The organism is Streptomyces sp. NPDC025833 (assembly GCF_055558055.1).
Window position 1 is genome coordinate 438,784 of the sequence record NZ_JBVHNF010000001.1, and the last position, 26,459, is coordinate 465,242.

22 protein-coding genes and 1 riboswitch are annotated in these 26,459 nt (G+C 75.5%); of the genes, 8 read left to right on the plus strand and 14 right to left on the minus strand.

The annotated features are described in order from the left end of the window. Positions 1–13: 13 nt before the first annotated feature. Positions 14–598 (minus strand): TetR/AcrR family transcriptional regulator, encoded by a 585-nt coding sequence (locus ACZ4K2_RS01885; protein WP_467472420.1) that lies wholly within the window; start codon positions 596–598, stop codon positions 14–16. A 154-nt stretch (positions 599–752) separates the two neighbouring features. On the opposite strand from ACZ4K2_RS01885, the gene ACZ4K2_RS01890 reads away from it, so the two are divergent. The 6 genes from ACZ4K2_RS01890 to ACZ4K2_RS01915 all read left to right on the plus strand — a co-directional run bounded on the left by ACZ4K2_RS01890 (position 753) and on the right by ACZ4K2_RS01915 (position 8,490). Continuing rightward, positions 753–1,559: a restriction endonuclease gene (locus ACZ4K2_RS01890; protein ID WP_467472411.1), complete on the plus strand. Its 807-nt coding sequence runs from the start codon at positions 753–755 to the stop codon at positions 1,557–1,559. 580 nt (positions 1,560–2,139) lie between these two features. Beyond that, positions 2,140–2,628 carry a DUF4186 domain-containing protein gene (locus ACZ4K2_RS01895; RefSeq protein ID WP_467472407.1) on the plus strand — a complete coding sequence of 163 codons (489 nt, stop codon included), beginning with the start codon at positions 2,140–2,142 and terminating at the stop codon, positions 2,626–2,628. Positions 2,629–2,665: 37 nt separating this feature from the next. Then, the gene (locus ACZ4K2_RS01900; protein ID WP_467472404.1) at positions 2,666–4,885 is read left to right on the plus strand and encodes an NADP-dependent isocitrate dehydrogenase; all 2,220 of its coding nucleotides are present in this window, start codon (positions 2,666–2,668) and stop codon (positions 4,883–4,885) included. 205 nt (positions 4,886–5,090) lie between these two features. Beyond that, a complete protein-coding gene (locus ACZ4K2_RS01905; protein ID WP_467472401.1) occupies positions 5,091–6,452 on the plus strand; it encodes a bifunctional o-acetylhomoserine/o-acetylserine sulfhydrylase in 1,362 nt (453 codons plus the stop codon). Beyond that, a complete protein-coding gene (metX, locus tag ACZ4K2_RS01910; RefSeq protein WP_467472398.1) occupies positions 6,453–7,628 on the plus strand; it encodes a homoserine O-acetyltransferase MetX in 1,176 nt (391 codons plus the stop codon). It begins immediately after the preceding gene. 70 nt (positions 7,629–7,698) lie between these two features. After that, the gene (locus ACZ4K2_RS01915; RefSeq protein WP_467472395.1) at positions 7,699–8,490 is read left to right on the plus strand and encodes an N-formylglutamate amidohydrolase; all 792 of its coding nucleotides are present in this window, start codon (positions 7,699–7,701) and stop codon (positions 8,488–8,490) included. Between the two features lie 368 nt (positions 8,491–8,858). Here the strand turns inward: ACZ4K2_RS01915 and ACZ4K2_RS01920 are convergent, their stop codons facing one another. Genes ACZ4K2_RS01920 through ACZ4K2_RS01930 form a run of 3 tightly spaced genes read right to left on the minus strand, consistent with a single transcriptional unit; the run spans position 8,859 to position 11,397 of the window. Next, positions 8,859–9,341 (minus strand): hypothetical protein, encoded by a 483-nt coding sequence (locus ACZ4K2_RS01920; RefSeq protein ID WP_467472392.1) that lies wholly within the window; start codon positions 9,339–9,341, stop codon positions 8,859–8,861. Beyond that, positions 9,338–9,976 (minus strand): RNA polymerase sigma factor, encoded by a 639-nt coding sequence (locus tag ACZ4K2_RS01925; protein ID WP_467472389.1) that lies wholly within the window; start codon positions 9,974–9,976, stop codon positions 9,338–9,340. Before ACZ4K2_RS01925 ends, ACZ4K2_RS01920 begins: the two co-directional genes overlap by 4 nt. Then, the gene (locus tag ACZ4K2_RS01930; protein WP_467472386.1) at positions 9,973–11,397 is read right to left on the minus strand and encodes a S8/S53 family peptidase; all 1,425 of its coding nucleotides are present in this window, start codon (positions 11,395–11,397) and stop codon (positions 9,973–9,975) included. Before ACZ4K2_RS01930 ends, ACZ4K2_RS01925 begins: the two co-directional genes overlap by 4 nt. Positions 11,398–11,471: 74 nt before the next feature. On the opposite strand from ACZ4K2_RS01930, the gene ACZ4K2_RS01935 reads away from it, so the two are divergent. Continuing rightward, a complete protein-coding gene (locus tag ACZ4K2_RS01935; protein ID WP_467769937.1) occupies positions 11,472–14,084 on the plus strand; it encodes a CHAT domain-containing protein in 2,613 nt (870 codons plus the stop codon). Positions 14,085–14,363: 279 nt separating this feature from the next. On the opposite strand, the gene ACZ4K2_RS01940 is transcribed toward ACZ4K2_RS01935, so the two are convergent. Beyond that, positions 14,364–16,088, minus strand: coding sequence for a LuxR family transcriptional regulator AbsR2 (locus ACZ4K2_RS01940; protein ID WP_467472382.1), 1,725 nt, complete (start codon positions 16,086–16,088; stop codon positions 14,364–14,366). A gap of 94 nt (positions 16,089–16,182) precedes the next feature. On the opposite strand from ACZ4K2_RS01940, the gene absR1 reads away from it, so the two are divergent. Further along, positions 16,183–17,304 (plus strand): beta-glucuronidase AbsR1, encoded by a 1,122-nt coding sequence (gene absR1, locus ACZ4K2_RS01945; protein ID WP_467472380.1) that lies wholly within the window; start codon positions 16,183–16,185, stop codon positions 17,302–17,304. Between the two features lie 427 nt (positions 17,305–17,731). Here absR1 and ACZ4K2_RS01950 read toward each other — a convergent pair whose 3' ends face one another. The 9 genes from ACZ4K2_RS01950 to ACZ4K2_RS01990 all read right to left on the minus strand — a co-directional run bounded on the left by ACZ4K2_RS01950 (position 17,732) and on the right by ACZ4K2_RS01990 (position 25,747). Beyond that, positions 17,732–19,117, minus strand: a complete 1,386-nt coding sequence (locus ACZ4K2_RS01950) for an NtaA/DmoA family FMN-dependent monooxygenase (protein ID WP_467472378.1) — start codon at positions 19,115–19,117, stop codon at positions 17,732–17,734. Between the two features lie 20 nt (positions 19,118–19,137). Then, the gene (locus tag ACZ4K2_RS01955; protein WP_467472376.1) at positions 19,138–20,352 is read right to left on the minus strand and encodes an LLM class flavin-dependent oxidoreductase; all 1,215 of its coding nucleotides are present in this window, start codon (positions 20,350–20,352) and stop codon (positions 19,138–19,140) included. 135 nt (positions 20,353–20,487) lie between these two features. Further along, positions 20,488–21,144: a putative leader peptide gene (locus tag ACZ4K2_RS01960; protein WP_467769938.1), complete on the minus strand. Its 657-nt coding sequence runs from the start codon at positions 21,142–21,144 to the stop codon at positions 20,488–20,490. Between the two features lie 55 nt (positions 21,145–21,199). Then, positions 21,200–22,219 carry an ABC transporter substrate-binding protein gene (locus ACZ4K2_RS01965; protein WP_467472371.1) on the minus strand — a complete coding sequence of 340 codons (1,020 nt, stop codon included), beginning with the start codon at positions 22,217–22,219 and terminating at the stop codon, positions 21,200–21,202. A 105-nt stretch (positions 22,220–22,324) separates the two neighbouring features. Then, positions 22,325–23,143, minus strand: a complete 819-nt coding sequence (locus ACZ4K2_RS01970; RefSeq protein WP_467472368.1) for an amino acid ABC transporter ATP-binding protein — start codon at positions 23,141–23,143, stop codon at positions 22,325–22,327. Continuing rightward, a complete protein-coding gene (locus ACZ4K2_RS01975; RefSeq protein WP_467472366.1) occupies positions 23,140–24,123 on the minus strand; it encodes an amino acid ABC transporter permease in 984 nt (327 codons plus the stop codon). Before ACZ4K2_RS01975 ends, ACZ4K2_RS01970 begins: the two co-directional genes overlap by 4 nt. A gap of 163 nt (positions 24,124–24,286) precedes the next feature. Then, positions 24,287–24,436 carry a hypothetical protein gene (locus ACZ4K2_RS01980; protein ID WP_467472364.1) on the minus strand — a complete coding sequence of 50 codons (150 nt, stop codon included), beginning with the start codon at positions 24,434–24,436 and terminating at the stop codon, positions 24,287–24,289. 30 nt (positions 24,437–24,466) lie between these two features. Beyond that, positions 24,467–24,577: riboswitch (SAM riboswitch) on the minus strand. Between the two features lie 78 nt (positions 24,578–24,655). After that, on the minus strand, positions 24,656–25,543 hold the full coding sequence (locus ACZ4K2_RS01985) for a glutathione S-transferase C-terminal domain-containing protein (RefSeq protein WP_467472362.1): 888 nt from the start codon (positions 25,541–25,543) through the stop codon (positions 24,656–24,658). Positions 25,544–25,624: 81 nt separating this feature from the next. Further along, on the minus strand, positions 25,625–25,747 hold the full coding sequence (locus ACZ4K2_RS01990; RefSeq protein ID WP_467472360.1) for a putative leader peptide: 123 nt from the start codon (positions 25,745–25,747) through the stop codon (positions 25,625–25,627). Positions 25,748–26,459: the final 712 nt, after the last annotated feature.

Consider the following 26,459-nt stretch of genomic DNA (forward strand, 5'->3'; position numbering starts at 1 on the left):
CGGCGGGCGGGCGTCAGTCCAGCAGGGCCAGGGCCTGTTCGGCCGCGTCCCGCACCCGGGCGGGGTCGTCCGACGCCTTGCCGACGATCCGCACCCCCTGCAGCAGGACGAGCAGCATGCGGGCCAGCGCCCGCGGGTCGCGGTCCGCGGGCAGCTCGCCCTGGGCCTGGGCCCGCACGAGCGCGGAGTGCAGCGGGGTCTCGACGTGCTCCCAGCTGATCTCGACCCGGCGGGCCGCCACGGGGTCGTGCGGGGCCAGTTCGGCCGCGGTGTTGGTGACGAAGCAGCCGCTGCGCCGGGCGTCCGGGGAGGCGGCCTCGGCGGCGAAGCGGCGCACCACCGCCCGCACCGCGGGCAGCGCGGGGCCCGGCTGGGACAACTCGGCGAGGAGCGAGGGGTCGCGCGTCTCGGTGTACCGGTCAAGGGCCTTCAGGTACAGCTCGTGCTTGCTGCCGAAGGTCGCGTAGATGCTGGCGCGGCCGATGCCGAGGTGCTCGACGAGGTCCGCCATCGACGTCGCCTCGTAGCCGCGCCGCCAGAACAGTTCGAGGGCCGACTGGAGCGCGGCGTCCGGATCGAATTCCTTGGTCCTGGCCACGTCGAGAACCCTAGACGTATCCGGAACGGTCGGTCAAGTAAGTTCGCTCCGCGGCCACTTGGGGCGCGGGGGCGGGCTGCTCCTGGGAGCGGGCGGCGATCTTGGGCATCCGTAGCAGGGAGACCTTCGCCGTCGCGTCAGGGAGGAAGCCGGCATGACCATATCCGTGCGCCAGGTTCGACGGTCGGAGCGCCGCCGGCGCTTCGACCTGCGCAGCACCGCGATGTTCTTCCTCCTGCTCGCGATCCTGCTGTGCGTCCTCGCGTTCCTGGCGCGCACCGCGGCCGCCATGGTCGAGCACCGCCCGCTCTGGGCCGGTGTGCTGGCGGTCCTCGGGGTGGCCGCCGCGCTGGCGTTCCGGCACCGGTGGCGCCGGTTCTCCGCCGGGAGATACGCGCGCCGGGCCACCCTGGCGCTGGAGGAGGCCGCCGAGGCGGCCTCCGACAGCCTGGCCGCCGCGCAGGCGTGCCGGGCGGCCGGCCCGGTCGCGGCGGCCGGCGCGCCGGGCGAGCGGTACGCGGACCCCGCGCCGCCGGCGGAGCCGGCCGTCGCCTCGGTCCCGGTCGGCTACGCCGAGCTGGACCCCTACGGTTTCGAGCAGGCCGTGGCGGACCTGTGCGCGCACCACGGCTGCCTCGACGTGGAGGTGGTGGGGGGCGCGGGCGACCTGGGCGCGGACGTCGTCGCGCTCACCCCGGACGGGCGGCGGCTGGTCATCCAGTGCAAGCAGTACGGCGACACCAACAAGGTCGGCTCGCAGGACATGCAGCGCTTCGGGGGCACCTGCTTCACCATCCACGAGGCGGACGTCGCCGCGGTCGTCACCACGAGCGACTTCACCGCACCGGCCCTGGAGTACGCCCTCCAGTGCGGGATCGTCTGCGTCGACGGCGAGGGCCTGGAGGCCTGGCACCAGGGCACGGGCCCGAGCCCCTGGGAGCGCACGGCCGAGGCGGCCTGACCCCCGACCCCGGTGGGCGGTCCCGCGCGTCCCACCCCGCTCAGGCCCCGGAGTCGGCCCGGGGCGCCGTCGCGGCGGGGCGGCGGCCGGTCGGCCTGGCCTCGGGGAGCAGGGCGGCCGTGCTCTCGTCGCCGGTGCGCCCGGCCGGGGCCGAAAGCGCCGCAAGAGCGGCCGGTCCGCACCGGCGATCAGCGCGGCGGCGGCCCGGGACCGGCGGCCGCCGGTGAACGCCTAATGGTGGTCGGGGCCGGGTCCGCCTCGCACGGGAAGCAGTGGGTGACGGTCTTCCTGGCCACACGCGTGGCGGCCGCGGTCCCGGCGCTCGCGGTCCGCTCCAAGCCCTGCCCGACGAACGCGGCCGCCAGGGCACGCAGGTGCCGCCGGCCGGGCAGCGCGACCGCCGGGCCACCGGCCCGGTCCCGGCCCGCACCCTCACCGGCATCGAGGCCGAGGAGCGGCGCCCGCGCGCGGCCGGCGGGCCCGTCACCACGCCACTGCGCGGGGAGCCCCGGGGCGAGCGGCGCTGCCGGACCCGCGGCCACGGACGGACCCGCGCGCACCGGTTAGGCTCGAAGGCGGTATGACCCCTTCGTCCTCCACGCCCCCCTCCGGCCCGCCCGGGCAGCCGTCCGACGGCTCCCCCGGTCCCGCCCGCGACCCCCGCTCGCTCGACCGGCGGCTCGACGCCCTCGCCCGGCAGCCGTTCCGGGCGAGGTTCCACCTGCGCGGGCGGGACCGGGCGACGGCGGAGCTGAAGGGCCCGGCCACCCTGCGGTGGCACGCCTACGACCTGATCGCCCGGCGGCTGGCACCGGCCGAGCCGTACAAGGACGGCAGGCAGACCCCGTACCGCGGGCACCCCGTGTTCGTGGCCCAGCACGCGACCGGGACCTGCTGCCGGAGCTGCCTGCTGCGCCTGCACGGCATCCCCAAGGGGCGCGAGCTGACCCGGGACGAACACGTGTACGTGGTCGACGTGATCTGCCGCTGGATCGCGCGGGAGATGACCGGTGGCGCGTTTTCCGGCCAGGACCCCTGTCGAACCGACCCCGGTCACGAGATATCTTGATGTCGAGCAATGTTGCAGACGTGGAGCGGAGCACCCGGTGACTGACTCGACCATCATCTACACCTACACAGACGAAGCCCCCGCCCTGGCGACGCATTCCTTCCTGCCGGTGATCAGGGCGTACGCCTCGCAGGCGGGTGTGGCCGTGGAGACGCGCGACATCTCGCTGGCCGGGCGGATCATCGCCGTCTTCCCGGAGTACCTGAACGAGGACCAGCGCATCCCGGACGCGCTGACCGAGCTCGGCGAGCTGGCCAAGACCCCGGCGGCCAACATCATCAAGCTGCCGAACATCTCGGCGTCCATCCCGCAGCTCAAGGCCGCCGTCGCCGAGCTCCAGGGCAAGGGTTACGCGCTGCCGGACTACCCGGACGACCCGAAGTCCGACGAGGAGCGCGACATCCGCGCCCGCTACGACAAGATCAAGGGCTCCGCGGTGAACCCGGTGCTGCGCGAGGGCAACTCCGACCGCCGCGCCCCCGCCTCGGTGAAGAACTACGCCAAGACCCACCCGCACCGCATGGGCGCCTGGACCTCCGAGTCCAAGACCGACGTGGCGACCATGGGCGAGAACGACTTCCGCTCCACGGAGAAGTCCGTGGTGATCTCCGAGGCCGGCACGCTGAAGATCGAGCTGGTCGCCGAGGACGGCACCGCCACGGTCCTCAAGGAGTCCGTGCCGGTCCTGGCGGGCGAGGTCGTCGACGCCTCGGTCCTGCACGTCGCCGAGCTGGAGCGGTTCCTCGCCGCGCAGGTCGCCCGCGCCAAGCAGGAGGGCGTCCTGTTCTCCGTGCACCTGAAGGCCACGATGATGAAGGTCTCCGACCCGATCATCTTCGGTCACGTGGTGCGCGCGTTCTTCCCGAAGACGTTCGCGAAGTACGGCGAGACCCTCAAGGCGGCCGGCCTCACCCCGAACGACGGCCTCGGCGGCATCCTCAAGGGCCTGGAGAAGCTGCCCGAGGGCGCCGAGATCAAGGCCTCCTTCGACGCCGAGATCGCCGAGGGCCCGGCCCTGGCGATGGTCGACTCGGACAAGGGCATCACCAACCTGCACGTCCCCTCCGACGTCATCATCGACGCCTCCATGCCGGCGATGATCCGCACCTCCGGCCACATGTGGGGCCCCGACGGCCAGGAGCACGACGCCCTCGCCGTCATCCCGGACTCCTCCTACGCCGGTGTCTACCAGGCCGTCATCGACGACTGCCGGGCCAACGGCGCCTACGACCCGTCCACCATGGGCTCGGTGCCGAACGTCGGCCTGATGGCGCAGAAGGCCGAGGAGTACGGCTCCCACGACAAGACCTTCGAGGTCGCCGCCGCCGGCACCGTCCGCGTGGTCGACCAGGCCGGCAACGTCCTGATCGAGCAGCCGGTCGCGCAGGGCGACATCTTCCGCGCCTGCCAGACCAAGGACGACCCGATCCGCGACTGGGTCAAGCTGGCCGTCACCCGCGCCCGCGCCACCGGCGACCCGGCCGTGTTCTGGCTGGACGAGGGCCGCGCCCACGACGCCAACCTGATCGCCAAGGTCGAGCAGTACCTGCCGGAGCACGACACCGAGGGCCTGGACATCAAGATCCTGTCCCCGGTCGAGGCCACCAAGCTGTCGGTGGAGCGCATCCGCCGCGGCGAGAACACCATCTCGGTGACCGGCAACGTGCTGCGCGACTACCTGACCGACCTCTTCCCGATCCTTGAGCTGGGCACCAGCGCCAAGATGCTGTCGGTCGTCCCGCTGATGGCGGGCGGCGGCCTGTTCGAGACGGGCGCCGGCGGCTCCGCGCCCAAGCACGTCCAGCAGCTCGTCAAGGAGGACTACCTGCGCTGGGACTCCCTCGGTGAGTTCTTCGCGCTCGTCCCGTCCTTCGAGCAGCTCGCGGCGGCCACCGGCAACACCCGCGCCAAGGTCCTCGCCGACACCCTCGACCGCGCCACGGCGACCTTCCTCGACGAGGACAAGTCCCCGACCCGTCGCGTCGGCGGCATCGACAACCGCGGCAGCCACTTCTACCTGTCCCTGTACTGGGCGCAGGAGCTGGCCCGGCAGACCGACGACGCCGACCTCGCGAAGGCGTTCGCGCCGCTCGCCGAGACGCTCGCGGCCAACGAGCGGGCGATCGTGGACGAGCTGATCGCCGTCCAGGGCAAGCCGGCCGACATCGGCGGCTACTACCGGGTCGACACCGCCAAGGCGGACGCGGTCATGCGCCCGTCGGCCACCTGGAACGAGATCCTGGCCTCCGTGGCCTAGTACCCGCGGCGCCCCGGGCGCCCCGTGGCACCCCCCTCCGCCCCGGCCGGGACCCCGGCCGGGGCGGAGGGGGGTCCGCGGAACATTGCGGCGACATGTCGCATGTGTGATGTCCTCGTGTCACGTTCCGCGACAGCCTGCCGGACCCGGCCCCCGCGTGCTTACCTCGTCGCACGTCAGCGCACTCCCCCGCACGAGGAGCACCATGAGCAGCCAGCCCGTCGACTCCGTCACCGCCGGCCACACCCCCGAGGAGTCCCCCGCCGGCCCCGACACCTCGGCCTGGTCCTTCGAGACGAAGCAGATCCACGCGGGTGCCGCGCCCGACCCGGTGACCGGCGCGCGGGCCACGCCGATCTACCAGACGACGTCCTTCGTCTTCCGGGACACGCAGCACGCGGCCGACCTGTTCTCGCTCGCCGAGCCCGGCAACATCTACACCCGCATCCACAACCCCACCCAGGACGTCTTCGAGCAGCGGATCGCCGCGCTGGAGGGCGGTGTGGCGGCGGTGGCGCTGTCCTCCGGGCAGGCGGCGGAGACCCTGGCCGTGCTGACGCTGGCGGGCGCGGGCGACCACATCGTGTCCAGCTCCTCCCTGTACGGGGGCACGTACAACCTGTTCCGGCACACGCTGCCCCGGCTGGGCATCGAGGTGTCCTTCGTTGACGACCCGGACGACGCCGACGCCTGGCGGGCGGCGATCCGGCCGGACACCAAGGCGCTGTTCGCCGAGTCCCTGGGCAATCCGCGCGGGAACGTGCTGGACGTACGCGCGGTCGCCGACGTGGCGCACGCGGCGGGCGTCCCGCTCATCGTGGACAACACGGTGCCGACGCCGTACCTGCTGCGGCCCATCGAGCACGGCGCGGACATCGTCGTGCACTCGGCGACCAAGTTCCTCGGCGGGCACGGCACGGCGATCGCGGGCGTCGTCGTGGACGGCGGCGGCTTCGACTTCGGCGCGCACGCCGACCGGTTCCCGGAGTTCACCGAGCCGGACCCGAGCTACCACGGCCTGCGGTACTGGCCCGCGCTCGGCCCGGGTGCCTTCGCGGCCAAGCTGCGGGTGCAGCTCCTGCGCGACCTCGGCCCGGCCCTCGCGCCGCACTCGGCGTTCCTGCTCCTCCAGGGCGTGGAGACGCTGAGCCTGCGGATCGAGCGGCACACCGCCAACGCGCAGGCCCTCGCCGAGTGGCTGGAGGGACGCGACGAGGTCTCCGTCGTCCACTACCCGGGGCTGCCGTCCAGCCGCTGGTACGAGGCGGGGCAGCGGTACCTGCCGCGCGGTGCCGGGGCCATCGTCTCCTTCGAGCTGCGCGGCGGGATCGAGGCGGGCAGGCGGTTCGTGGACGGCGTCGAGCTGTTCAGCCACCTCGCCAACATCGGCGACGTGCGCAGCCTGATCATCCACCCGGCGTCCACCACGCACAGCCAGCTCGACGAGGCCCAACTCGCCTCGACGGGCGCCGCGCCGGGCCTGGTGCGGCTCTCGGTGGGCATCGAGAACCTCGACGACCTCAAGGCGGACCTGGAGGCCGGCTTCCGCGCGGCCAAGGGCGCGTAGGTGACCGCCGTCGCGGCTTCCGGGGTCCCCCTGCCGCCGGCCACCGGGGCGTGGCGGGAGGGGGACCCGCCCGGGCGGCGGCAGTGGTACACCGCGCGGGAACCGCTGCCGCTGGAGGCGGGCGGTGAACTGCCGGGCGTGCGGCTGGCGTTCGAGACGTGGGGGCGGCTCGCCTCGGACGCGTCCAACGCCGTGCTGGTGCTGCACGCGCTCACCGGGGACAGCCACGCGGCCGGCCCCGCCGGGCCCGGCCACCCCAGCCCCGGCTGGTGGGACGCGCTGGTCGGCCCGGGCCGGGCCCTGGACACGGACCGCTGGTTCGTCGTGGCACCGAACGTCCTCGGCGGCTGCCAGGGCAGCACCGGGCCGTCCTCCGCGCACCCGGACGGCGGGCGGCCCTGGGGCGGCGCCTTCCCGTTCCTCACCCAGCGCGACCAGGTCGCGGCGGAGGCCGGGCTCGCGGACGACCTCGGCATCGACCGCTGGGCGCTCGTGGTGGGCGGCTCGATGGGCGGGATGCGGGCCCTGGAGTGGGCGGTGTCCCACCCGCGGCGGACCGGCGCGCTGCTGCTGCTCGCGACGACGGCGGCGGCCGGCGCGGAGCAGATCGCCTGGGCGGCCGTCCAGTTGCGCGCCATCCGCGGCGACCCCGACTGGCAGGGCGGCGACTACCACGGCACCGGCCGCGGCCCGCACGCCGGTCTCGGCCTGGCCCGCCGGCTGGCCCACGTCACCTACCGCAGCGAGCCGGAGCTGCAGGCGCGGTTCGGCCGGCTCCCGCAGGACACGGAGGACCCGTGGCGCGGCGGCCGGTACGGGGTGGAGTCCTACCTGGACCACCACGCCGCCAAGCTGGTCCGCCGCTTCGACGCGGGCAGTTACGTCGTGCTGAGCGAGGCGATGAACGCCCACGACGTCGGCCGGGGCCGGGGCGGGGTGCGGGCGGCGCTCGCCCGGGTGACCGCGCCCGCCCTCGTGGCCGGCGTCGACTCCGACCGCCTCTACCCGCTCGCCCAGCAGCGGGAGCTGGCCGCCCTCGTCCCGGGTGCGGACCGGCTGCGGGTGGTGGAGTCGCCGTACGGGCACGACGGGTTCCTGATCGAGTCGGAGCAGGTGGGCGCGCTGGTGCGGGAGTTGCTGGACCGGCCGCGGTCCGCCGTTGTCAGTGCCGTGTGACACCTTGGGCGGGTACGGCGTCCTCCCGTACCCCGACCCGACGGCACCGCAGACACCGCTGGAGCAGCCCGTGACCGATCCCGCCCCCTCCTTCGACCTGCTGCCCGGGGCCGCCGGGTCGCCCGTGCTGCTGCACGTGCCGCACTCGGCGCGGACGATACCCGCGCAGGTGCGCGCCGGCATCGTGCTGGACGACGCGGCCCTGGAGCGGGAACTGGACCACATCACCGACGCGCACACCGCCGAGATCGCGGAGCGTGCCGCCGCACTGGCCGGGCTCACGCCCTGGCGGTTCGTGAACCGGATGTCGCGGCTGGTGGTGGACCCGGAGCGGTTCCCGGACGAGCGGGAGGAGATGTCGGCCGTCGGCATGGGCGCCGTCTACACGCGGACCACGCACCGGGCCGAACTGCGGCCCGCGGACACCGACCCGGAGCCGCTGCTGGCCCGCTTCTTCCGGCCGTACGCCGCGGCCATGACCGAGGCGGTGGCCGGACGGCTGGCCGCGACCGGCCGCGCCGTGATCATCGACGTGCACTCGTACCCGACGCGGCCGCTCCCCTACGAGCTGCACGGGAGCGGGCCGCGCCCGCCGGTGTGCCTGGGCACGGACGCCTTCCACACCCCGCCCGAGCTGGCCGGGGCCGCCCGCGAGGCGTTCGCCGGGTGCGGGCCGACGGGGCTGGACAGCCCCTTCGCCGGGACGTACGTGCCGCTGGAGTTTTACGGCACGGACGTCCGGGTCCGCGCGCTGATGGTGGAGATCCGGCGGGACACCTACATGACCGAGCCGGGCGGACCCGCCGGACCGGGCCTCGACCGCCTGGCCGCCGCCCTGGCCACGCTCGTCGACGCGGTGTAGCCCCACCGCCCCGCGCCGGCCCTGACGGCCCCCGCACGGCCCGCCCCGGCCACGCACCGCCCGGCCCCGTACCGCGCGACCCGGCCCCCGCACGCGCCCCGCACGCGCGCTTCCGGCGTGCGCTACGGCCGGGTGCGGGGCCGGCGCCCGACCGGGTCCGGTGTCCGCCGCACCCACTCGCCCGCCCGGGCCCTTCCCGCACGGGGACGCCGCCGCCCGGTCCGCGCCGGCCCGCTCGCCAGGTGCCGCGCGGTGCGGTGGCCGCCCCGCGCCGCGAGGGGCCGTAAGCGGGACGGCCACCCGTGCGTGCGGTGAGACGGTGGCGTGCGGGCGCCGGGGCGGAGCCGGTCCGGCACCGCGGCCGCGGCTCAGGCGCGCAGCCACTCCGTGACGATCACCTCCGTGCCGGTGCGCAGCCGCAGGGCGAACGGGCCGGACGGCGGCGGGTCGCCGGTGAACCGGCCGAGGCTGTCGGAGGTGACCGCGCGGGCCGCTCCCGGGCCGCCGAGCACCTCGATCCGCACCGGCCGGGGCGGCAACACCTGGCCGATCAGCCCGTCCCCGGTGACCTCCACGTCGACGGTGACCTCGCCCGCGCGGAAGGTCAGCATGCGCGGCGCCTCCACCGCGCCCCTGACCGGCAGCGCGTCCACCAGGGAGTCGAAGGCCAGCTCGGCGAGCCGGGCGGCCGGGTCGTGCAGCGCGAAGGCGTCCAGGGCCGTCTGCACCAGCTCGGCCGGCACCGGGTCGAGGACGGCGGCGGCCTGCCGCAGCTCCTCCTCCAGCAGCGCGTCCGCGAACACGTCCTCGCCCGGGCCCCGCCACCCGCTCCCGCCGTCACCGCCGTTCACACCGCACCCCGTCCGTCCATCCGGGCCCGCAGCCGGCGCAGACAGCGCTGGCGCAGCGGGCCGATGCTGCCGACCGCGATACCGAGGGCGGCCGAGATCTCCCCGTAGCTCGGCGGCGGCGAGGCGATCAGCACCCGCAGCAACTGCCGGCAGCGCTCGCCCAGTCCGTCCAGCTCCTGCCACAGGCGGCGGACCCGCTCGGCCCGGTCCGCCGCCTCCTCCGAGTCGATCAGCGACTCCTCGGGCGTCCGCTCTTCGCTGGCCCGGTCCAGCACCCGCGGATCGTCGGTCAGGGTCAGCCGCGCCAGGCCCCTGAGCACCTTCAGGCACTCGTGCCGGGCCGTGGTCGCCAGCCAGGCACCGGTCTTGTCGGGTTCCCTGATCCGGTCCAGGTGCTGGGCGAAGCGGAACCACACGGTCTGGTAGACCTCGTGCGCGTCGGCGTCCGGCAGCCGGTGGGCGCGCACCACCGACCACACCAGGGGACTCATCCCTTCCACCAGCGCCTTCCAGGCCGCGGCGTCCCCGTCGACGGCGGACCGGACCAGCGTGCCGACCTCTGTTCGGTCCACGACTCCACCCCTTGTGTACGGCTCGACATCGTACGCCGCGGGGCGGAGCGTTCCGGGCCTCATGCGGGCAGCGCCGCGGCCGCGGCCGGGACGGGGCGCCAGGTGGGTGGGCGGAGTGCCGGGACGCGCGCCCCGCGGACCTCGGCCCGGTCCGTGGTGGCCGCCAGCAGTCCGGCGCCGGCCTTGCGCGGGGCGCGTTCCCGGTACGCCGTCATCCGGGCGGCGACCAGGCCCGCGGCCACCGGAGTGGCGAAGGAGGTGCCGCTCCACTGCGCGAGGCCGTCGAACATCACCTGGTCCGGTTTGGCGCCGGTGTTCTCCCGGTCCTCGCTCAGCACGCCGGTGTGGCGCGGGGAGCGGCAGGTGCAGGGGTAGTCGGCGCCGAACCGGCAGGCGTCGTAGGTGGAGTGCTGGTAGACGTACGGCACGGGGGTGGCGAATCCGGTGAGGGCGCTGGTGAGGCGTTCGCCGGGGGCGTGGACGCGTACCCAGGGCCCGTGGTTGCTGAAGCAGGCCGCGCCGTCGCCGTCCGCGCGCAGGGCGCCGACCGACAGCACGCAGTCGGCGAACTCCGGCAGGCCGGCGTAGGCGGCGGGCCAGAACGGCACGTCGCTGCCGTTGTTGCCGGCGGCGGCGACCAGCAGGGTGTGCCGGTCGCGCAGTTCGCGCATGAAGGCGTCCAGGCCGAGCAGGCCGTCGGTGTCCGCGCCGGGGGTGCCCGCGGAGAGGCTGATGACGTCCGGCCAGCCGTCCCGGTCGACCGCGTCGAAGAGGAGGGCGCCGAACTCCGACTCCAGGACGGCGCCGGCGTCGTTGAGGACGCCCCGGACGGTGATGTCGGTGTTGGGCGCGACGGCCGCGAGGAGACCGGCGATGAACGTGCCGTGGCCGACGTACGGGCGGAGCACCCCGTCGGCGTCGGTCTCGGTCAGCTGGACGTCGCCCGTGGTGTGGGCGAGCAGCGGGTAGGAGCGGTGGTCGTGCACCAGGCCGGTGTCGACGACGAGGACGCCGACGGCGGTGGCGGGGTCGTAGGTGCCGTCCGCGGGCGCCGGGTTGGCGCCCGCGCCGCGGGGGACGGGGACCGGTTCGTCGCCGGGGCAGGCGTTGACCGCGATGTGCACCACGTGGTTGCGTCCGGCCAGCCTGCGGCCCTGCCGGCCCTCGGCCTCCCGTACGGCGCGCAGGGCGTGCGGCACGGTGTCCTCGCCGTCCGCGGGATCGCCGACCCGGATCCGCGTCACGCCGGTGCGGCCGGCCTGCGGGCCGACGCGGCGCACGTGGTCGGGGACCAGTCCGGCGGTCTCGGTGAAGTGGGCGCGCACGGCGTCCTCGACGAACAGGGCCTCGGCGCCGTCCCGGACGAGGACGACGCCCTTCTCGTGGAGGGATCCCGCGGACGCGTCCGGCCCCATGGCCAGCGGGACGTCCGGCAGGGAGCGCTGGATGTGGTGGAACTGCTCGTGGAACCGCTGTGGTGCCATGTGTCTCTCCCCCTCAAGACGGTGTACGGCAGTGAGAGCCACCGGACCGCCGTCTGATACAGCGGGCCACTACCATGCGTGTCGTGACAGCGGGAAGCGAGCCGGTCCTCCAACTGCTGCCCCTGGTGTTCGCCGACCCCGGCGAGGCCCGGGCACGCGCGGAGGACCTGCTGCGCACCGGCCCGTCCCCGCTGCACGCCAGCGTGGCCCACCAGGTGCTCGGCATCTGGCAGCGGGACTTCGGCGATCTGCGCGTCGCGCTGCGGCACCTGCGGCGGGCCCGGGACCTGGCCGCGCGCGCCGAGTCGGCCGACCGGGAGGCCGACGTGCTGGCGACGCTCGGGGTCGCGCTGGTGCACGCGGGGCGCACGCGGCAGGGGCTCGCCGCCTTCGAGCGGGGGGTCGCCCGGGGCGGCGGGCACACCCGGGCCCGGGTGCTGTACCGGCGGGCCTACGTGTGGTGGGTGCTGGGCCGGCACCGGGAGGCGCTGGAGGACGTGCGGCGGGCGCTGCCGGTGCTGCGCCAGGCCGCCGACGGCATCTGGACCGCGCGGGCGCTGACCCTGCGGGCCACCGTGCACTTGGCGCTCGGCGCGGTGGACCGGGCGGTCGCGGACTTCACGGCGGCGGAACGGCTGTGGGACACCACCGGCCAGGAGCACGACAAGGCGGACGCGGTGGAGAGCCGGGGCCTCGCCGCGTTCCGCTCCGGGGACGTGCCGGCGGCGCTGCGGCTGCTGGACGAGGCCGAGGAGCGGTACGCCAAGCTGGGCACGCCCACCTACAACCTGTCGATCCGGCGCTGCGAGGTGCTGATGGCGGCGGGGCTCGCCCCGGAGGCGCTGGCCGAGGCGGACGCGGCGATCGCGCTGCTGGACCGGATCGGCGGACAGTCCACCCGCAAGGCCGAGCTGCTGCTCGCCGCCTCCTGGGCCGCCCGCTCGGCGGGGGACGCGCACACCGCGATCGCCCGTGCCGCCGTCGCCGTCCGCCTGTTCGCGGCGCAGCGCCGGACCTGGTGGGAGACCCACGCCCGGCTGGTGCTGATCGAGGCGCGGACGGCGGCCGGGCGCCGGTCGGGGCGGATGGTCGCGGACGCGGCGGCGGTCGCCGAGCGGCTGGCGTCCTTCGGCTCGCCCGCCGCGCCGGAGGCGTCACTGCTGGCCGGCCGCATCGCGCTGGCGCTGGGCTGGACGGCGGACGCGGAACGGCACCTGGCGGTGGCCGCCCGCAGCCGGCACTGCGGGCCGGCGCAGGCCCGGGTGACCGGCTGGGCGGCGCAGGCGCTGCGGGCGCGGGCGGCCGGTTCCCGGCGGGGTGTGCTGGAGGCGTGCCGGCGCGGCCTGGACGTGCTGGACGACCACCGGATGACACTGGGCGCCTCGGAGCTGCGCGCCCACGCCAGCGGGCAGGGCGCGGAACTGGCCGCCCTGGCGCAGGAGGTGAGCCTGGCCCAGGGCGGCCCGCGGCGGTTGCTGGGCTGGAGCGAGCGGTGGCGGGCGACCGTACTGTCCGCGCCGCCGACCCGGCCGCCCGACGATCCGGCGCTGCTGAGCGGCCTGACCGCCTACCGGGAGATCGCGGCCCGGGCCGAGGCCGCCCGGATGGACGGCCGCCCGGTGCCGGCCCTCGAACGCGAACAGCGGCGCCTGGAACGGGAGATCCGCTCCCGCACCCGGCACATCGGCGGGTCCGCAGCCGCTGCCGGGGACCGCCTCGACATAAGCCGGCTGCTGGAACGGCTCGGTGACGTGCGGCTGGTCGAACTGGCCGTGGTCGACGGCCGGGTGCACGTGCTGCTGTGCGGGCAGGGGCGGGTACGGCGGTTCGCCGGCGGCCCGCTGGCGGAGGCGGTGGCCGAGGCCGAGCACGTGCAGGCCGGGCTGCGCCGGCTGGCGCACCCGGGGGCGGAGGCCCGGCTGCCGCTGGTGGAGGCGGCGGGCCGGCGGCTCCAGGAGCTGCTGCTGGCGGGGGCGGCGCCGCGGCTCGGCTCGGGGCCGGTGGTGGTCGTGCCGCCGGGCGCGCTGCACCGGGTGCCCTGGGCGCTGCTGCCCGCGCTGCGGGAGCGGGTGCTCAGCGTGTCGCCGTCGGCGGGCAGTTGGCTGCGGGCCCGGGAGACGGCGCCGCCGCCGGACGGCCGGCCGGTGCTGGTGCGCGGACCGGGACTGGCGACCGGCGGCGCGGAGGTGCCCGAGCTGGCCGGGCGGTACGGCAGGGCGACGGTCCTGGAGGGCGCGGACGCCGTGGTGCCGCGGGTGCTGGCGGAGCTGGACGGCGCGGGGCTTGCGCACCTGGCGGCGCACGGCACGTTCCGCGCGGACAGCCCCCTGTTCTCCGCCCTGCGGATGGCCGACGGTCCGCTGATCGTCCACGACTTCGAGCGGCTGGCGCGCAGCCCGTACCGGATCATCCTGTCCAGTTGCGACACCGCCCGCCTGGCCTCGGTCGGCGCCGACGAGCTGCTCGGCCTGGTCGCGGCGCTGCTGCCGCTGGGCACGGCCGGGGTGGTGGCGAGCAGCGCGCCGGTCAACGACGCGGCGGTGGTGCCGCTGATGCTCGCCCTGCACAAGGGCCTCGGCGCGGGCCTCTCGCTGGCCGAGGCCCTCCGGGACGCCCGCGCGGCCCTGCCCGGCGACGCGGTGCACCAGGCGACGGGCTGGGCGTTCGCGGCGTTCGGCGCGGCGTGAGGCCGGCCGGGGCGGCGGGGGCGGGGGGACGGCCGTCGACCTGATCGGATGGACACCGGCCGTGCCCCGGTCCGCCGGCCCGTGGCACGGCCCGGCCGAGCGGGCCCGGCGCGCCGGGGCACCGGCCGCCCGGTGACGCGTCCAGCCACTGCCGACGCCCGAGCACCGCGGGCACCGGGTCCGCGCCCCGCCGCGAGGGCCGTGGCACTGGACCGGCGGCTACTGCACCGGCGGCCGGGCACTGCCGGCGAGCGGCTGCGGGACCCGGTGGAGCGCCGCCTACGCCGTCACCCGCTCCGGCTCCCGCACCAGCGCGGGCAGGGCCCCCCGGTCCCCCGTGCCGAGCCGCGCGTAGGCGCCGTACAGGTGGTTGCCGACCGTGCGCACGGACAGCGTCAGGCGCTCGGCGATCTCCCGGTTGCTCAGCCCGGCCGCCGCCAGGGTGACGATCTGCTGCTGGCGGACGGTGAGGTCGCCGAGCACCAGGCCCGCCAGGGCCGGTGTGCGGGCGTCCTCGCACCGCCGGGCGAGGGCCAGCGCCCGCACCCGCGAGTGCCGCGCGGCCCGCGGATCGCGGTGGGCCCGCACGGCCTGCGCCCGTGCCTCCGCCGCGTACAGCAGGAACCCGCGCTCGGCGAGGGCCTCCGCGGCCCGGTCCAGCGCGGCCCCGTCGCCGCGGGCCAGCGCGTCCGCGTGCCGGGCGAGCACACCGCCGGCCGGCAGCCGCCCCTCGGCCCGTTCGGGTGCGCCGAGGCGTACGGCCGCATAGGCCGCGTGGACATCACCGGGCTCGGACTCCTCGGTCAACTCACCTTCCGCCAACCGGAGTTCCCTGCGGCAGGCGGCGTCCTCCGGGACCGTCCGCAGCCCTTCCCGGGCCCAGGCCGCCGCCTCCCGCAGGCAGCCCCGCAGCCGCGCCAGCCGGGCCCGGACCCCGGCGTAACCGGCGGGGAGCGGGGCGCCTTCCGCCACCAGCCACTCCCCCACCGGCGCCGGCCCCGGCCGGACGTCGAACCGCTCCATCCGCCGTACCAGGTCCCGCTGTTCGGCGGCGAGGGCGGGGCCGAGCGCATCGGTGCCGCGGGCCAGCCTGCGGGCGCGCAGCCGGCCGGCGCCGGCGCGCAGCACGGCGCCGTGCAGCGGGTGCGCGAGCGTGATCCCTCCCCGGTCGTCGACGTCCACCAGGCCGTCCGCCTCCAGGTGTTCGAGCACGTCCGCCGCCAGTTCGCCGTGCGGTACGGGCAGGGGCTCGGCGAACGCGAGCCGTTCGAGGACGTCGCGCGCGCCGGGGCCGGACCGCTCGAGGGCCGGGGCGAGCCGCTCCCGGACGGCCGGGGTGACCGGCAGCGGGCCCCGCCAGGCCCGTTCGCCGGTGCCCGGGACGGGCGCCAGCCGGCCGGACCCGGCGAGCGCGGTCACGAGGTCGCGCAGCAGCCGCAGATCGCCCCGGCACGCCTCGTGCAGCCGGCGCGCGGTGAGCGGTTCCAGGGCGGCGGCGGTCAGCAGCCGGGCGGTGTCCTCGCGGGGCAGCGGGGCGAGGGCCAGCCGGGGCAGCAGCTCGCCGGTCCACAGCCGGGACACCGCCGCGGGCGCGGGTCCGCCGTCCGTCGTGGTCACGACGAGACGGGTGCGCCCGTGCACGGCGAGCTGGTGCACCAGGGCGGCGGATGCCTCGTCCAGGAGCTGGGCGTCGTCCACGACGAGGACCCGTACGCCGGACAGCAGCCGGACCGCGCGGGGCAGCGAGACGGTGTCGGGGAGCAGGTGCGCGAACGCCGCGAGCGGCAGGTCCCGGGCCTCGGGCGTGCCGGTCACCCGGACGTGGTCCGTGCCCCGGACGGCCTCCGCGACCAGCCGCGTCTTGCCGTGGCCCGCGGGGCCGGTCACCACGATGCCGGGCCGTCCGGCCGCCAGCGCGGCGCGCACCGGTTCGAGTTCCTCGTCCCGGCCGGTGAACGGCCAGGGCAGCTCCAGGGTCTTCGGGTCCTGCTCGTCGATCCTCACGTCATCCAGAGCGCGGGTACCCGGTCCTGATACAGGGCGACTTGAGTAGCCCCCGACTCAGGTGCCCGGCGGGTGCGGGCGGCAGGCTGTCCGCATGACCCGACGCCTGTGCTCGCTCCCGCGGCAGCCGGCCCCGGCCTTCGACCCGGGACTGACCGCCGAGCGGCTCGGCGCGCTGCTCGCCGGCCGGCGGATGTGGGTCAACGGCACGGTCCTGCACTACTGCTTCCTGGACGGCCCCTGCGACACCTCGGTCGTCCCGGTCCCCGGCACCGGGGAGCTGCGCCGGGTGCCGTGGGCCGGCGGCGAGGAGCAGCGGGACGTGGTCCGCGGGTGCTTCGGCGAGTGGCAGGACCTGGGCATCGGCGTCTCCTTCAGCGAGGTCGGCGACCGTCACGAGGCCGAGCTGCGGATAGGGTTCCAGGCCGGCGCCGGGTCCTGGTCGGCGATCGGCCGGGACGCGCTGTCGGTCGGCCGGGGCGAGCGCACCATGAACCTCGGCTGGGACGTGACCGCGGCCGGGGAGCGCGGGGCGGTCCTGCACCAGATCGGGCACGCGCTCGGCATGGCGCACGAGCACCAGAGCCCGTTCGCCGGGCTGCACTGGGACGACGAGGCGGTCTACGCCGAGCTGGCGGGCCCGCCGAACTTCTGGAACCGGGAGACGACGTTCACGAACGTGCTGCGCCAGCTGGACGCCGGTGAGGCGGGCACCCCGGTGTGGGACCCGCAGTCGGTCATGACGCTGCCGTTCGGGCCGGGGCTGGTGCTGGAGCCGGAGCAGTACCGCGGGGGGCTGTACCCGTCCGGCACGCCGTCCCCGGCCGACAAGGAGTTCGCGCTGCGCTGGTACCCGCCCGCGGACGCCCTGCCGGCCGGGGGCCGGACCGGCACGGGGGAACCGCACGGCCCGGCCGCGCTGCTGCCGTTCCGGTCGGTGGTGCTCGGGCTCGGGGCGGGCGAGCAGGCCGATCTCACGGTCGAGCCGCCGCAGACCCGCGCGTACACGGTGGGCACCTTCGGTGACGCCGACGCCGTCCTGGTGGTCTTCGAGGAGCGCGACGGGGAACCGCGCTTCCTCGCCGGACACGACGACGGCGGCACGCCGGGCAACGCGGCCGTCCGGGTCCGGCTCGTCAAGGGCCGCCGCTACCTGGCCCGGGTCCGCCTGTACTCCACGTGGGGACCGGGAGAGACGGCGGTCATGTGCTGGTGACAGCACACGGACGGCGGGGGCGGGGGCCCCGCGCCGGGGGGAAGGGATACGGGCGTCACCTGCGGGGGAGGTGACGCCCGCGTCCGTGCGGGCGAGCGCGAGGACGTCCTGTTCTGCGATTCGGTGACTTCGTTCCAGACGTCGAGCATCTCGCCGACCCGGCGGTCAGCGGGACCCGAGCGGGGGCCGGACGCGACGTCTGCCGACTGCCCGCCGGGCATCGCCGACGCTCTCGACGTCCCTCTCGCCGGCCTCGTCCGCTGAACGGGCGGGGCCCGGCCGGCAGCGTGCACCGGCCGGGCCCCGGGCGATGCGGTCGGCCCGTCCGCAGGGTGAGGGACACCCGCCGCGGCCGCGGCTCCGCGTCACGCGAGTCGGGCCCCCGCCGCCTGCGCTTCCGCGGTGGGGATGCGCGCGGCGGCGCGGGTCACGACGCGGCCCGCTCGGCCGGTGCGCCGGCGGCGGCGTCGGGGTGGGCGAGGCCCAGGTGGTCGCGCAGGGTCGTGCCCTCGTACTCGGTGCGGAACACGCCCCGCTCCTGGAGCAGCGGGACCACCCGGTCGGCGAACACATCGAGTCCGCCGGGGGTGATGTGCGGGACGAGGATGAAACCGTCGGCCGCGTCGGACTGCACGAAGTCGTCGATGGTCCGCGCGACGGTGGCCGGGGAGCCGATGAACGACTGCCGGTTGCCGGTGTTGATGACCAGGTCTCGGATGGACCACTTGTTCGCCTCGGCGCGTTCCCGCCACTCGCGGGCGATGGCGACCGGGTCCCGGTACATGCGCACCTGGGCGCGGCCACGGGAGATGTGCTCGTCCTCACCGACCACCGGGTCCACGTCGGGCAGCGGGCCCTCCGGATCGTACGCCGACAGGTCCCGGTTCCACACGAACTCCAGGTGCCTGAGGGCGGTGGCGCCGCTGACCTGCTGGCGGCGGACCTCGTGGGCCAGCTCGGCGGCCTCCTCGTCGGTGTCGCCGAGGACGAAGGTCGCGGCGGGCAGGATGAGCAACTGGTCGGGCCGGCGGCCGTACGCGGCGAGGCGGGACTTGACGTCCGAGTAGAACGCCTGGCCCTCCTCCAGTGTGGCGTACCGGCTGAAGATGGCGTCGGCCTCGGCGGCGGCGAACTCGCGGCCCTCGTCGGAGTCGCCCGCCTGGAAGATGACGGGGCGGCCCTGCGGGGAGCGCGGGACGTCGAACCGGCCGTGGATGTCGAAGTGCTTGCCCCGGTGGACGAACGCGCCGGCCCTCGCGTCCCGGAGGAACGTGCCCGAGGCCGGGTCGGCGACGATCTCGTCTCCGCTCCAGGAGTCGAACAACCGGTGCGCGGCGGTGAGGAACTCCTTGGCCCGGGAGTAGCGTTCCTCCTGCGGCAGGAAGCCGCCGCGCCGGAAGTTCTCGCCGGTGAACGCGTCCCAGGAGGTGACCACGTTCCACGCGGACCGGCCGCCGGAGAGGTGGTCGAGGCTGGCGAACTGGCGGGCCACCTCGTAGGGCTCGTTGAACGTGGAGTTGATGGTGCCGGTCAGGCCGAGCCGGTCGGTGACGGCGGCCAGGGCGGCCAGCACGGTGAAGGTGTCGGGACGCCCGACGACGTCCAGGTCATAGATCTCACCGCCCTGTTCGCGCAGCCGGAGGCCCTCGGCGAGGAAGAGGAAGTCGAACTTGGCGCGTTCGGCGGTCCGCGCGAAGTGCGCGAAGGACGCGAACTCGATGTGGCTGCCGGCGGCGGGGTCGCTCCACACGGTGGTGTTGTTGACCCCGGGGAAGTGGGCGGCCAGGTGGATCTGCTTCAGCGGCTTGCTCATGGTGGTGCGGTCCTCCCGGCTCAGGCGACGGCTGCGGAGTAGCGGTTGGCGGGGCGGGCGAGGCCGAGGAGGCCGCGCAGGGTGTCGGCCTCGTAGGCGTTCCGGAAGCGGCCGCGGCGCTGGAGCTCGGGCACCAGGTCGCGGGTGATGCGGGGCAGGTCGTGGCCGGCCACGGCAGGGCGCAGCCGGAAGCCCGTCAGCCCGCCGGCCGCCAGGTCCTCCAGCAGGTCGGCCAGTTGGGCCGCGGTGCCGGCGAAGATGCGGGCGTCGCTCGTGTACGGCGCCCCGGCGAGTGTGTCGAGGCGGTCCCGCCGGGCCACCGCTCGGGTCTCGCTGTCGTCGAGGAGGACGACGAGGTCGCCGAAGACGTGCAGCGGTTCCCCGGCGCGGCCCGCCGCCTCCTGCTCGGCGCGGATCTCGGCGACGATCGCCCGGGCCCCGGCCGTGTCGAACGGGGTGACGTAGCCGACGTCGGCCTGGCGGGCCACGAGCCGGTACGGCACGGTCTGGTGGGCGAGGGAGGTGACCAGCGGCTGGCCCTGCGGCGGCCGGGGCGTGATGGACGGGCCCTTGACGTCGAAGAAGCGGCCCTTGAAGTCGATGTAGTGCAGCTTGCGGCGGTCGATGAAGCGGCCGGTCGCCGCGTCCCGGATCTCGGCGTCGTCCTCCCAGCTGTCCCAGAGCCGGCGTGCGACCTCCACGTAGTCGGCGGCCTCGTCGAACAGTTCGGTGAGCACCTCCTGCGAGGCCCGGTCGTCGTCGTCGAAGGAGTCGATCCGGCCGATGGTGCGGCGGCCGAAGTGCGCGGTCTCGTCGGGGCGGACGCTGACCCGCACGCGGACGCCCGCGCGTCCGGTGCTGACGTAGTCGAGGGTGGCGATGGCCTTGGATATGTGGAACGGCTCCGTGTGGGTGGTCACCACGGTCGGGACGAGACCTATGTGCCGGGTGAGCGGGGCGACGCGGGAGGCGATGAGCACCGCGTCGAGCCGGCCGCGGACCTGGTCGATCCGCTCGTCGGGGACCAGGGCCTGGGAGGACTGCGGGCCGAGGCCGTCCTCCAGGGTGACGAAGTCCAGCAGGCCGCGTTCGGCCTCGGTGATCAGGTCGGCCCAGTATCCGGCGGTGAGCAGGTCGTGGGGGCGGGCGGCCGGCTCGCGCCAGGACGCGGGGTGCCAGCCGGTGCCGTCCAGGGCGACGGCGAGATGCAGGTGTGCGGGAGGAGTCGGTGACACGTCGGTGCCTTCCTTGTACGTCCGTACGGGGAGCACCGGCTCGCGGGGCGGGCGGCTGCCGGGCAGGCGGCACCGGCCGGCGGCGAGCGCGGCGGGGGGCTGAGTGCCGGGCCGGGGAGGAGGCCGGGCGCGGGGTCAGCGGCGACAGAGCGCGGCGGACACGCGCTGGAGGTCGATGTGCGGCCGGGAGTGCAGCCGGACGGAGCGGTACGGGTGCGGGACGTGCGGCGGGCAGGTCCTCCACGGGGACTCTCGGTGCACGGCCGTCACCTCCCTCCGTCGAGCGCGGCGGGCCAAAGTGGCGTCCGCCGCGCGGATCTCGTCATGACACTCAACACCGTGGCGGTGGCCGGTGTTCCCGGGGAGCACGGGCGAACGACGCGGCAGCAGCGGCGGCGGCAGCGTGCGGGGAACCCGCCGTCCGGTGCACCCGGGGCCGGCGGACGCGCACGGGCCGCCCCCGGCCGCCGGGCCCACCGGTGCGGCGGGGGCCGCCGGGGCCGCCGCACCCGCCGCACTCACCGGACCCGCGGAGCTCACCTCGTCCACCGTGCCCGCCGGCCTCACCGGAGCCGCGATGTCCGCCAAGGCCCCGGTGCCCGCGCAGGCACGGGTCCCGGACCGGTGGCGGGCGGCGCCGTCCAGGCGCTCGGTGCGGCGGGCGCGCGGTCCGGCGGGGACGGTCCGGGACGCACCGCCGGAGGCGGGGCCGCCGGACGCCAGGCCACCGCGCGTCGGGCCGCCGGGCGCGGGCGGGAGCCCGCGTGTGCGGTCGTCCGTCGGGTGGGCCACGGAACCGGAGTCCTTCCTCGGTGCGGCGGGTACGGCGGGAGCGGCGCGCGCGGTGTCAGGAGTTGTCCAGCGGCAGCCCCGGCGGGTTGACCTCCGACTTCGGCACGGCCTCGTCGGCGAGGTTGTACGCGGCGAGCCACTTGGCGTACTGCCCGTTCTTGATGAGGTGGTTGATGGCGTCCGCGATCGGCTTGGCGAGCCCGCTGTCCTTCTTGGCGGTGGCGGCGATCAGGCCCTGGAGTGTGGCGCCGGCCCCGGAGAAGGTGCCCGCGCTGCGGGTCGGGTCGGGGGTGCCCGCGGTCTGCCGGACCCGGTAGGCGACGCCGGGGTTGGGGCCGAAGTAGGCGTCGATCCTGCCGCTGCGCAGCGCCAGGTCGGAGGAGTTCTGGTCCGGGAAGTGCTTGACGGTGAGGCTCTTGCCCTCCTTGGCCAGGCGGGCCTTCCACTCCAGCAGGATCTTCTCCTGGTTGGTGCCGGAGCTCACGGAGACCGTCTTCCCGGCGAGGCTGCGGTAGTTCCCGTCGAACTGCCAGCTGCTGCTCTTCAGCACCTCGAAGGCCAGGTTGTCCTTGCGGTAGGAGGCGAACTCGTACTTCTTCTTGCGTTCCTCGGTGTCGGTGACGTTGGCGAAGGCGACGTCGACCTTGCCGCTGTCGATGCCGACGAACATGTTCTCCCAGGTGAAGTTCTTGGTCTCGGGCTTGAGGCCGAGGACCGCGGCCACCAAGCGGCCGAGGTCGGGCTCGGAGCCGGTGAGGGTCTTCTGGTCGCTGCCGACGAACTGGAGCGGCGCGGTTCCCGCGGGCAGGGCGCCGACGCCGATGACGAGTTTGCCGCTCTTGCGGACGGACGCGGGCAGTTCGGCGCTGATGGACTTCACCTCGGTGACCTTCAGCCCGGTCTCCTCGGCGGCGCCGTTGGACACCTGGCCCACGGTCACCGTGCCGGCCGCGCCGGTGGTGGTGACGGCGTCGCCGTCTCCCCCGCAGGCGGCGAGCCCGCCGGTGAGGGTGAGGGTCGCGGTCACCGCGGTGAGACCGCGTATCAGGCTGCGTCTGGCGTGCTGGCTGGGCATGGCTGTCCTTGTCCTTCGAGCGAGGTGTGCGGGTGAGGTGTGCGGGTGGGGCTGGTCCGGGAGGGGCGCCGGGACGGTGCCGCCGGTGGTGCGTCGGCCGCGGGGTCAGAGGACCTTGCCGAGGAAGTCCCGGGTCCGCTCGTGCCGGGGGCTGTCCAGCACCTGGCCGGGCGGGCCCTGCTCGACGATCCGGCCGCCGTCCATGAAGACGACCCGGTCGGCGACCTCGCGGGCGAAGCCGATCTCGTGCGTGACGATGACGAGGGTGGTGCCGCTGGTCGCCAGGTCCTTGATGACGCCGAGCACCTCGCCGACGAGTTCGGGGTCGAGCGCCGAGGTCGGCTCGTCGAAGAGGATGATCCCCGGCCGCAGGGCGAGGGCGCGGGCGATGGCCACGCGTTGCTGCTGGCCGCCGGACAACTGCCGTGGATAGGCACCGGTCTTGTCGCCGAGACCGACGCGTCCGAGCAGCTCGCGGGCGAGTTCCTGGGCCGCGGACCTGCTCAGCCTGCCGGTGGCGACGGGAGCGGTGGCGACGTTCTCCAGGGCGGTCAGGTGCGGGAAGAGGTTGAAGTTCTGGAAGACGAAGCCGATGCGGCTGCGCTGGGCGAGGATGGCGCGCTCGCTGAGTTCCCGCAGCCGGCCCCGGCCGTCGCCCGGGGAGGTCCCCGTGCCGTGCCACTTCACCCCGATCAGCTCGCCGCCCACGCTGACGTGGCCGATTTCCGGCTTCTCCAGGTGGTTGGCCACCCTGAGCAGCGTCGACTTGCCGGAACCGGAGGGGCCTATGACGACCGTGACCTCGCCGGCCGGGACGGTCAGGTCGATGCCGTCGAGGACGTGGTGGGTCCCGTACCACTTGTGCACGCCGTGCACCTCCAGCGTGGCGGGCGCGGCCTTCTCCGGGGCGGGTGCGGTGGTCATACGGCGGCCTCCCGGCGCAGTCGGTCGCGGAGCCCGGTCAGCGCGGCCCGGGCCCGCTGCACCGGGGTCGGAGGCAGGGTGCGGGTGGCGCCCCGGGCGTAGTACCGCTCGACGTAGAACTGGACGACGGAGACGGCGCTGGTCAGGATGAGGTACCAGACCGTGGCGACGAGCAGCAGGGGCACCACGTCGCCGGGGTAGGTGCTGCCCATCGACTGCACGGTGCCGAACAGGTCGAGCAGGGACACGTAGAACACCAGGGACGTGCTCTTGACCAGACCGATCAGCTGGTTGACGTAGTTCGGGGTGATGGACCGCAGGGCCTGCGGGAGAACGATCCTGCGGAACTGGTGGCCCCGGGGCAGGCCGAGCGCCGCGGCCGCCTCGTGCTGCCCCTGGTCGACGGAGAGGATGCCGCCGCGGACGACCTCGGCGGCGTACGCCGCCTCGTTGAGGCTGAGGCCGACGACGGCGATGGTCAGGTCGGTGGCCAGCCGCGACTCGTCGAAGGTGACGAAGGCCGGGCCGAACGGCACGCCGAGGCTCAACGTGCGGTACAGGGCACTGAAGTTGTAGAGGAAGATCAGTACGACGATCAGCGGGACGGAGCGGAACAGCCAGGTGTAGGTCCAGCTGGCCGCGCGCAGCACCGGACTCCGGGAGAGCCGGCCGAGGGCGAGCAGGACGCCGCCGAGCAGGCCCAGCACGGCGCTGAGCGCGGTGACTTCCAGGGTGATCAGCAGGCCGTCGAGGACGGACGGGCGCAGGAACCAGTAGCGGAAGCGGTCCCACTGGTAGAAGGGGTTGGTGACCAGGCCGTGCAGGACCTGGGCGACGAGCACCAGGACGACGACGGAGACGATCCACCGGCCGGGCCGGCGCAGGGGCTGGACCCGCTGCGCTTTCGGCACCGTCGGGGTCACGTCGGCGGGTGCGGGCGGCTCGGCGAGGGAGACGGCGGCGCCTGGGGGTTCACTCATGAGGGGCTCCGGCGGAGTGGGAACACCCCGGCACCGCGGACGGGCGGGCGTGGGACGCGACGGCGCTACGGCGTGAGGCGGCGCACGGACCGGCGCGGAACCGGGGGCTTGGCGGACAACGGCACACCCTGCGAAGGGTGCGCGGCGGGGCCGGGGAAGGAGGTCAGACCCGGCGGCGGGCAGAGCCCGGTGCGGTACACAGTGCGCTGTTCACGCGGAGCAGATCGACGGCGCGGTCGGCGACGAGCAGACCGGCGTACGACGGTACGCAGCCCTGCGGACGGCTCGCGGCCGTCCTGGGAGCTGCGTCCATGGCGTCACCTGTCACTGTTCCGGCCCGGGGGCCTCGCGCTTACCGAATACGTCGTCCGGTCCGGTCGTCACCTGGGGCACCCCACCGCGGTGCGAGGGTTGCCGGTCAGCGAGCCAGGGCTTGGCGCTGACGCTCATGACCGTTCTTGAGGCGTAAGTAAGGCAGTTGGCCGTTCGGTTGTCAACGACCGTCCGCCCATTGGACGTCGGCGGACCCTCGTCACCTGCGGGATGCGTCCGGCGCGTCCACGACGTGGCTCGTCCAGTCCAGGATCTGGACGGCGGCCCCGGCGTCCTCCAGCCCCCGGCAGCGGCCGTGGTGGCGGCGGGCGATGCCGTCGAGGTCGAGGTGCCGGCCGAAGGCGGGGTGGGCGGCCAGCCGGCGGGCGTAGGCCCACAGCGCGCGGTGCCCGGCGATGCGGTGCACGGCGGAGGCGTCGAGGTGGCAGCGGTGGACGGTGTCGAGCTGCACCAGGGACACCCACAGCTCCACGTCGGCGGCGGTGAGCCGGCCGTCGGCGAGGTACTCCTCGCCGCTCAGCCGCCGCTCCAGCCGGCCGAGGGTGTCCAGCAGCACGTCGAGCGCGGCGGCCCGCTCGCCCGCCTCGGCGCCCGCCCGGCCGGCGCGCTGTGCCGCCTCCTCGATGCCCTCGGCACACATCCGCTCGACCGCCTCGATCACGGACTCCAGGCCCGCCGGGTACAGGCGCTCGTCACCGCCGGACCGGAGCCGGTCCAGGTCGCGCAGGATGTCGGGGCCGTGGGTGCTGACGATGCGGCCGGACCAGTCGTCGCTGAGGACGGGCGCGAGGGCCGGCCCGGTGTAGTGGTGGGCGCTCGCCTCGTACAGCGGGCGCAGCGCCGAGTGGCCGTCGCCGGGACAGTCCGGGACGGCGGGCAGGAGGGTGACCGGACAGCTCTCCGCCAGGCCGAGCAGGCTGTGGCCGACGGCGAGGCGCAGCCCGTCGGGGCAGGCGGTCGACAGGTGGAGCCGGTAGCGGTGCGGCACGGCGTAGTGGCCGCTGCGCGCGTCCTGGCCGATCCGCCCGCGGAAGCCGGGGACGGACCGGCGGGCGGACGGGACGGCGGCGAGCGGAGTGCTGGGCATGGGTCTCCCCTGGACGTGGGCGTGCGGGCGGGTGATCGGGCGCGGGCGCGGCCGGCCGGCGGGCGGCGGCCGGGGCCCGGGTCAGCCCCGGCGGGCGATCGCGCTGCAGACGCGCTGGAGATCGATGTGCCGGCGGGAGGTGAGCAGGGGCGCGCACAACGGCGTCCGGCACGTCCGGCCGGTGCCCGTGTCGCGGCGCGTCATGGTTCCCTACCTGTTCACTAGGATTCCCTGACTGGAGTGTCGATCCGGCTCCGCGGGACGTCAAGGGGGCGTCCACGCCTGGGACTCCGGGTGTCCACGACCGGGACTCGGGGCGGGCGGGCGGCACGCCGCGCCGATCACGGACGGGCCGTGGCCGGGCGCGGTGCGGTCGGGCGGGGTGCGCTCGGCATGCCCACCGACCGCCCGGCCCCGATGTCCGGCGCCTCCCGCCGGAGGTGCCGGGCCCGGCCCGGGAGGTCGTCACCTCGGCGGCGGCGGACGACCCGATCACCCGCGCGGGGTCCGGCGCCCGCCCCCACCTCGGCCCGTCGGCCCTCGCGAGCGACGCCCACCCGCCCGGGGGCGCCCCCGGCCGTACGAGCCGACCGCGTCCGGTCACGGCGGACCGGCCGCCGGCCGCCGCCGGGCGGTACCCGGAGCCGCTCGCCGCCCTGCCGGAGCGGTACGGGCGGACGCACCCCGGCGCTCGGGCACGCGCGCGGCCCACGAGAGGCGGACCGATGGCCTCCGCTTCCCGGCCGGCCGCCACCGGAGGGCACCGGACATCCGGCGGTGCGGGGACCGTGCCGCGACGTTTTTTGCGTGTTCGGGCGTCCCCGGCGAAAGGACGAGCGGTCATTTGGCGTCGAATCGGCGCATCCCCGACCATGGGGCCCGTCCCGGCGATCCCGGGCACGTCAGTTCCACGAGA

What these genes read in the sequence shown, in the direction of transcription:
- ACZ4K2_RS01890 (WP_467472411.1), top strand. Translation starts at nt 753, where the DNA reads ATGACCATATCCGTGCGCCAGGTTCGACGGTCGGAGCGCCGCCGGCGC.
- ACZ4K2_RS01895 (WP_467472407.1), top strand. Translation starts at nt 2,140, where the DNA reads ATGACCCCTTCGTCCTCCACGCCCCCCTCCGGCCCGCCCGGGCAGCCG.
- ACZ4K2_RS01905 (WP_467472401.1), top strand. Translation starts at nt 5,091, where the DNA reads ATGAGCAGCCAGCCCGTCGACTCCGTCACCGCCGGCCACACCCCCGAG.
- ACZ4K2_RS01925 (WP_467472389.1), bottom strand. Translation starts at nt 9,976, where the DNA reads ATGAGGCCCGGAACGCTCCGCCCCGCGGCGTACGATGTCGAGCCGTAC.
- ACZ4K2_RS01930 (WP_467472386.1), bottom strand. Translation starts at nt 11,397, where the DNA reads ATGGCACCACAGCGGTTCCACGAGCAGTTCCACCACATCCAGCGCTCC.
- ACZ4K2_RS01935 (WP_467769937.1), top strand. Translation starts at nt 11,472, where the DNA reads ATGCGTGTCGTGACAGCGGGAAGCGAGCCGGTCCTCCAACTGCTGCCC.
- absR1 (WP_467472380.1), top strand. Translation starts at nt 16,183, where the DNA reads ATGACCCGACGCCTGTGCTCGCTCCCGCGGCAGCCGGCCCCGGCCTTC.
- ACZ4K2_RS01950 (WP_467472378.1), bottom strand. Translation starts at nt 19,117, where the DNA reads ATGAGCAAGCCGCTGAAGCAGATCCACCTGGCCGCCCACTTCCCCGGG.
- ACZ4K2_RS01965 (WP_467472371.1), bottom strand. Translation starts at nt 22,219, where the DNA reads ATGCCCAGCCAGCACGCCAGACGCAGCCTGATACGCGGTCTCACCGCG.
- ACZ4K2_RS01970 (WP_467472368.1), bottom strand. Translation starts at nt 23,143, where the DNA reads ATGACCACCGCACCCGCCCCGGAGAAGGCCGCGCCCGCCACGCTGGAG.
- ACZ4K2_RS01975 (WP_467472366.1), bottom strand. Translation starts at nt 24,123, where the DNA reads ATGAGTGAACCCCCAGGCGCCGCCGTCTCCCTCGCCGAGCCGCCCGCA.
- ACZ4K2_RS01980 (WP_467472364.1), bottom strand. Translation starts at nt 24,436, where the DNA reads ATGGACGCAGCTCCCAGGACGGCCGCGAGCCGTCCGCAGGGCTGCGTA.
- ACZ4K2_RS01985 (WP_467472362.1), bottom strand. Translation starts at nt 25,543, where the DNA reads ATGCCCAGCACTCCGCTCGCCGCCGTCCCGTCCGCCCGCCGGTCCGTC.
- ACZ4K2_RS01990 (WP_467472360.1), bottom strand. Translation starts at nt 25,747, where the DNA reads ATGACGCGCCGCGACACGGGCACCGGCCGGACGTGCCGGACGCCGTTG.